General features: G+C 49.5%; 4 protein-coding genes and 4 tRNA genes. 7 read left to right on the forward strand and 1 reads right to left on the reverse strand.

Features of this window, described 5'->3' with window-relative positions:
• Nucleotides 1–397: 397 nt before the first annotated feature.
• Together murB and birA are read left to right on the forward strand one after the other, a co-directional pair.
• Nucleotides 398–1,423, forward strand: coding sequence for a UDP-N-acetylmuramate dehydrogenase (murB, locus tag ON072_RS20785; protein WP_096142849.1), 1,026 nt, complete (start codon nt 398–400; stop codon nt 1,421–1,423).
• 2 nt (nt 1,424–1,425) lie between these two features.
• Nucleotides 1,426–2,385 carry a bifunctional biotin--[acetyl-CoA-carboxylase] ligase/biotin operon repressor BirA gene (gene birA / locus ON072_RS20790; protein WP_096142848.1) on the forward strand — a complete coding sequence of 320 codons (960 nt, stop codon included), beginning with the start codon at nt 1,426–1,428 and terminating at the stop codon, nt 2,383–2,385.
• Here birA and coaA read toward each other — a convergent pair whose 3' ends face one another.
• Nucleotides 2,386–3,333, reverse strand: coding sequence for a type I pantothenate kinase (coaA, locus tag ON072_RS20795; protein WP_096142847.1), 948 nt, complete (start codon nt 3,331–3,333; stop codon nt 2,386–2,388).
• 233 nt (nt 3,334–3,566) lie between these two features.
• Between coaA and ON072_RS20800 the strand changes: the two genes are divergently transcribed.
• From ON072_RS20800 to ON072_RS20820, 5 genes are all read left to right on the forward strand, one after another.
• Nucleotides 3,567–3,642: transfer RNA gene (locus ON072_RS20800), tRNA-Thr, on the forward strand.
• Nucleotides 3,643–3,650: 8 nt separating this feature from the next.
• Nucleotides 3,651–3,735 (forward strand) — tRNA-Tyr (locus ON072_RS20805).
• A 35-nt stretch (nt 3,736–3,770) separates the two neighbouring features.
• Nucleotides 3,771–3,844, forward strand: a tRNA-Gly gene (locus ON072_RS20810).
• Between the two features lie 9 nt (nt 3,845–3,853).
• Nucleotides 3,854–3,929: transfer RNA gene (locus ON072_RS20815), tRNA-Thr, on the forward strand.
• Nucleotides 3,930–4,045: 116 nt separating this feature from the next.
• A partial coding sequence (locus ON072_RS20820) for a GTP-binding protein (RefSeq protein ID WP_274626175.1) occupies nt 4,046–4,539 on the forward strand: 494 nt, incomplete at its 3' end.

Raw genomic sequence — 4,539 nt, forward strand, 5'->3', positions numbered from 1 at the left:
TTAATTGCATTTTGAAATGTCCACTCTCACATGGGGAAGATAAAGAGTCCGAACGTAGTGAGGCACAATCCCATGTGGAGTAGGGTGAGGTTGTCGCGTTTATCAAACTCAGTTTGATGCGCCAGACGAACGCGGAGAGCTTGCTCGAAGCTGGCCATCGCCAGACGCCCAATTAAGTAGAGAAGCCACCTGAATAAGGTGGCTTTTTTGCGTTTAGGGCCTGTGAGATTTGCCTTAATCCAGCTTTGATTCGGTAGCCGCCGAGTAGCTTGCCGCTGGATACATATAAGCCCATACACACCTTTAACTGACCGTTATTCGCTTATGGGGGTTTTGCGGCTGAAATAGCCGGCTAATCCCGTTACAATGCTGCTTTTATTTGCAGTGAAAGCTTTAGATGCCAACTCTAGTCCACTCCCTTAAATCTTTGAACACTTTTGGAATCGACTGTTGCTGTCGGGAACTCATCAGAGTGAGTTCTACCACGGAGCTTGTCCAGGCTTGCATGCAGCATAAGGGCGATGAGACCCCTATGCTGATCCTCGGTGGTGGCAGTAATCTATTGCTGCTTGAAGATTATCAAGGGACAGTGATTCAAATCGGTACCAAGGGAATCGATGTCTGTGAGGATCAAGAGCATTTTTATCTAAAGGTTGCCGCCGGTGAAAACTGGCACGATTTGGTTTGCGAAACGCTTAAGCTGGGGATGCCGGGGCTTGAGAATATGGCTCTGATCCCGGGGACAGTTGGTGCAGCGCCTATTCAAAACATAGGCGCCTATGGAATTGAGCTGTGTCAGTTGTGTGACTGGGTCGAGTATCTAGACCTGCAGACCGGCGCGCTAACTCGTCTCGAGGCCGCTGATTGTGATTTTGGCTATCGTGAGTCAATTTTCAAAAATGAGCTCAAGGGTAAGGCTGTGATCACCTCTGTCGGCTTGAAATTGCCTAAAGCCTGGCAGCCCAAACTGAGTTATGGGCCGTTGCAGTCGCTTGCTGAAGAGACAGAGGTGACCGCGACCATGATTTTTGAGCGGGTATGTCAGGTTCGTCAGGAAAAACTGCCGGATCCTGTAGTGCTTGGCAATGCCGGCAGCTTTTTCAAGAATCCTGTGGTTGCTGCTGCCGACTATCTTAAGTTGGCCGAACGCTTTCCTGATTTGGTGGGTTATGCTCAGCAGGATGGTACTGTTAAGTTGGCCGCAGGCTGGCTTATCGATAAGGCAGGTTTGAAAGGTTTCCAGATGGGAGCGGCTGCAGTTCATGATAAGCAAGCCCTGGTACTGGTGAATAAAGGTGGTGCCAGGGGTAAGGATGTGGCTAATTTGGCGCGGGAAATTATCAGGCAAGTGCAAGCGCGCTTCGGTGTCGAATTGCAACCCGAACCGCGAATTTTTGCGGCAACAGGAGAGAGGAGTCTCTGACGATGACCGAACAGTGGAAGCGCAAGCGGGAAATATTACAGCTGTTGCAGCAGGGTGAGTTTGTCTCCGGCGAGATACTGGCCGAACAACTGGGTATCAGCCGTACGGCTGTCAGCAAACATATCAGTGCCTTGACTGCCTTTGGGATCGATATCTTCAGCGTGAAAGGCAAAGGCTATAAGTTGGCGAGAAGCCTGCATCTTATCGATAAGCCGCATTTGCTTTCCGCTATAGATAACCGTTGTTTCTACTTTGATGAACTCGGTGGTACCAATACATTCCTGCTCAACCATGTCGATGAATTGAGTAATGGCGATCTCTGTATTGCCGAGTACCAATCGGCCGGACGAGGGCGTAGAGGACGCCAGTGGTTGTCGCCCTACGGCAGTCACCTCTACTTTTCTATGTACTGGCAGTTCTCTCAAGGTCTTTCTCAGGCGATGGGCTTGAGTCTGGTGGTTGCCTGTTCACTGGTTAGTGTGTTGGAGTCTTTCGGTATTGCCGGTTTGGGAGTGAAGTGGCCCAACGATATCTATCTCGATGGCCGTAAACTTGCTGGTGTACTGATTGAAATGACCGGGACTGCCGACAGCGAATGCGATCTGGTGATCGGGATAGGCTTGAACATGGCTATGCCAGCTGAACTGGGTGAACAACTGGATCAACCCTGGAGCGATCTCAGTGGACTTGAATCTATGCCGGACAAGACTGAGTTGGCTATCAATCTCCACCAACAGTTATTGAAAGATATTAAGCTGTTTGAGACTCAGGGATTGGCTGCATTCAGCACCAGGTGGCAGAGTGCCGATATCTTTGCCGGTCAACAGGTCAAATTGCTGCTGGGTGAACAGCAAATTAGCGGCCACTACCTGGGAGTGGATGAGCAAGGTGGCGTTATTCTGCAGACAGATACAGGCACACAGCATTTTGTCGGCGGGGAAATCAGCTTACGCGGCGCTTGATTATTTTCGCAGCAGCACTTTATCCATCAGGTGGTCCTGACCCTTTTTCAGAATAAGATGTGCCCGCTCGCGGGTGGGCTCAATATTCAGATTCAGGTTCGGGCCATTGATGGTGTCCCAGATATTGGCGGCTATATATTCGGCTTCAGCATCGCTCAGCTTGGCATAGTGGTGGAAGTAGGAGCGCTCATTGGCAAAAGCCGTATGCCGGAACTGCAGGAACCTATCTATATACCAATGTTTCAGCAGTGATTCGTCCGCATCTACATAGATAGAGAAGTCCACGAAATCAGAAACAAATGGACGCTTGATACTCACGGGAGAATCCAGCTCTGTCTGCAGTACATTCAAGCCTTCAAGGATCAAAATGTCCGGCTGTCTGACCTGCTGCACTTCGGGGAGCCGGTCGTAACTGATGTGGGAATATAGCGGAGCCTCGACCAACTCGGCGCCTGACTTGATGGCAGCGATAAACTCCACCAATAGCTTCATGTCATAGCTTTCCGGAAAGCCTTTACGCTGCAACAACCCTTTTTGTTTCAGCTCGGCCAGCGGGTAGAGAAAACCATCCGTAGTAATCAGATCGACCTTAGGGTGTTCGGGCCAATGGCTCAAAAGTGCCTGCAGGATACGGGCTGTGGTACTTTTCCCAACGGCGACACTGCCGGCAATACTGATAATGTAAGGACTCTTGGCCGGGGTTTGCCCCAAAAACTCATTTAACACCAAACCTCTTTGCTGCTTGGCGCCAACGATCAAGTTAAGCAGACGACTGAGGGGCAAATAGATGTCGGTAACTTCAGTGAGGGAAACCTTTTCATTAATCCCCCGCAGCTTTTTCAATTCGGTTTCGCTCAAGGTCAAAGGCACCGACTCGCGAAGTTCGGCCCATTGCTGGCGGTGAAACGGCATATATAATGCCTGTTGAATTGAGTTGGCTGTTGTCATCTGATTTCCTCTGCTCAGGCAAGGCACAGTACACCATGAATTATTCATGAACAATAAAAAATCCCTATGCCAAGCCGAATTGTTTATCCCGTGTACAGAGGGTTAAGAAGGAGTTGAATACCTACGTAGTGTCAGAGTAAAAAAGCACCATTCAGGGCTTTTTTTCGAAAAAAAGCCAATTTCCTATTGCACTCGCCCCAACATTTACCTAATATCCGCTACCGAAATGAAGTGCCGGCATAGCTCAGTTGGTAGAGCAACTGACTTGTAATCAGTAGGTCCCGAGTTCGACTCTTGGTGCCGGCACCAATTTTATCGGAGGGGTTCCCGAGTGGCCAAAGGGATCAGACTGTAAATCTGACGGCTCCGCCTTCGAAGGTTCGAATCCTTCTCCCTCCACCATTTTCAAGGTAAGTAGGTAGCCTTAAGTAGGTTGCGCGGGCATCGTATAATGGTATTACTCCAGCCTTCCAAGCTGATAACGCGGGTTCGATTCCCGCTGCCCGCTCCAAATTTGCATGCTGATATGGCTCAGGTGGTAGAGCGCATCCTTGGTAAGGATGAGGTCGGCAGTTCGAATCTGCCTATCAGCACCAGCCTATCTTAAATTTTACCTCTGCCTTTTATAATCTGTTCGATGTCATTCATTTGCATCGGACTTTTTCACTATATATGGTTTCACCACCAGAAAATCTTAGATTGAGGCAATACCATGTCTAAAGCTAAATTTGAACGTAGTAAACCCCACGTTAACGTGGGTACCATTGGCCACGTGGACCATGGTAAAACCACTCTGACTGCTGCTATCTCAACTGTACTGTCTAAGACTTACGGTGGTGAGGCGCGTGACTTCGCAGCGATCGATAACGCTCCAGAAGAGCGTGAGCGCGGTATTACCATCAATACCTCTCACATCGAGTATGACACTCCAACTCGTCACTACGCCCACGTAGACTGCCCAGGTCACGCTGACTATGTTAAAAACATGATCACCGGTGCTGCCCAGATGGACGGCGCAATCCTGGTAGTAGCTTCTACTGACGGCCCAATGCCACAGACTCGTGAGCACATCCTGCTGTCTCGTCAGGTAGGTGTACCTTTCATCATCGTATTCATGAACAAGTGTGACATGGTAGACGATGAAGAGCTGTTGGAACTGGTAGAGATGGAAGTTCGTGAACTGCTGTCTGAGTACGATTTCCCAGG

Source organism: Shewanella sp. K8 (genome assembly GCF_028823715.1).
Lineage (GTDB): Bacteria > Pseudomonadota > Gammaproteobacteria > Enterobacterales > Shewanellaceae > Shewanella > Shewanella algae.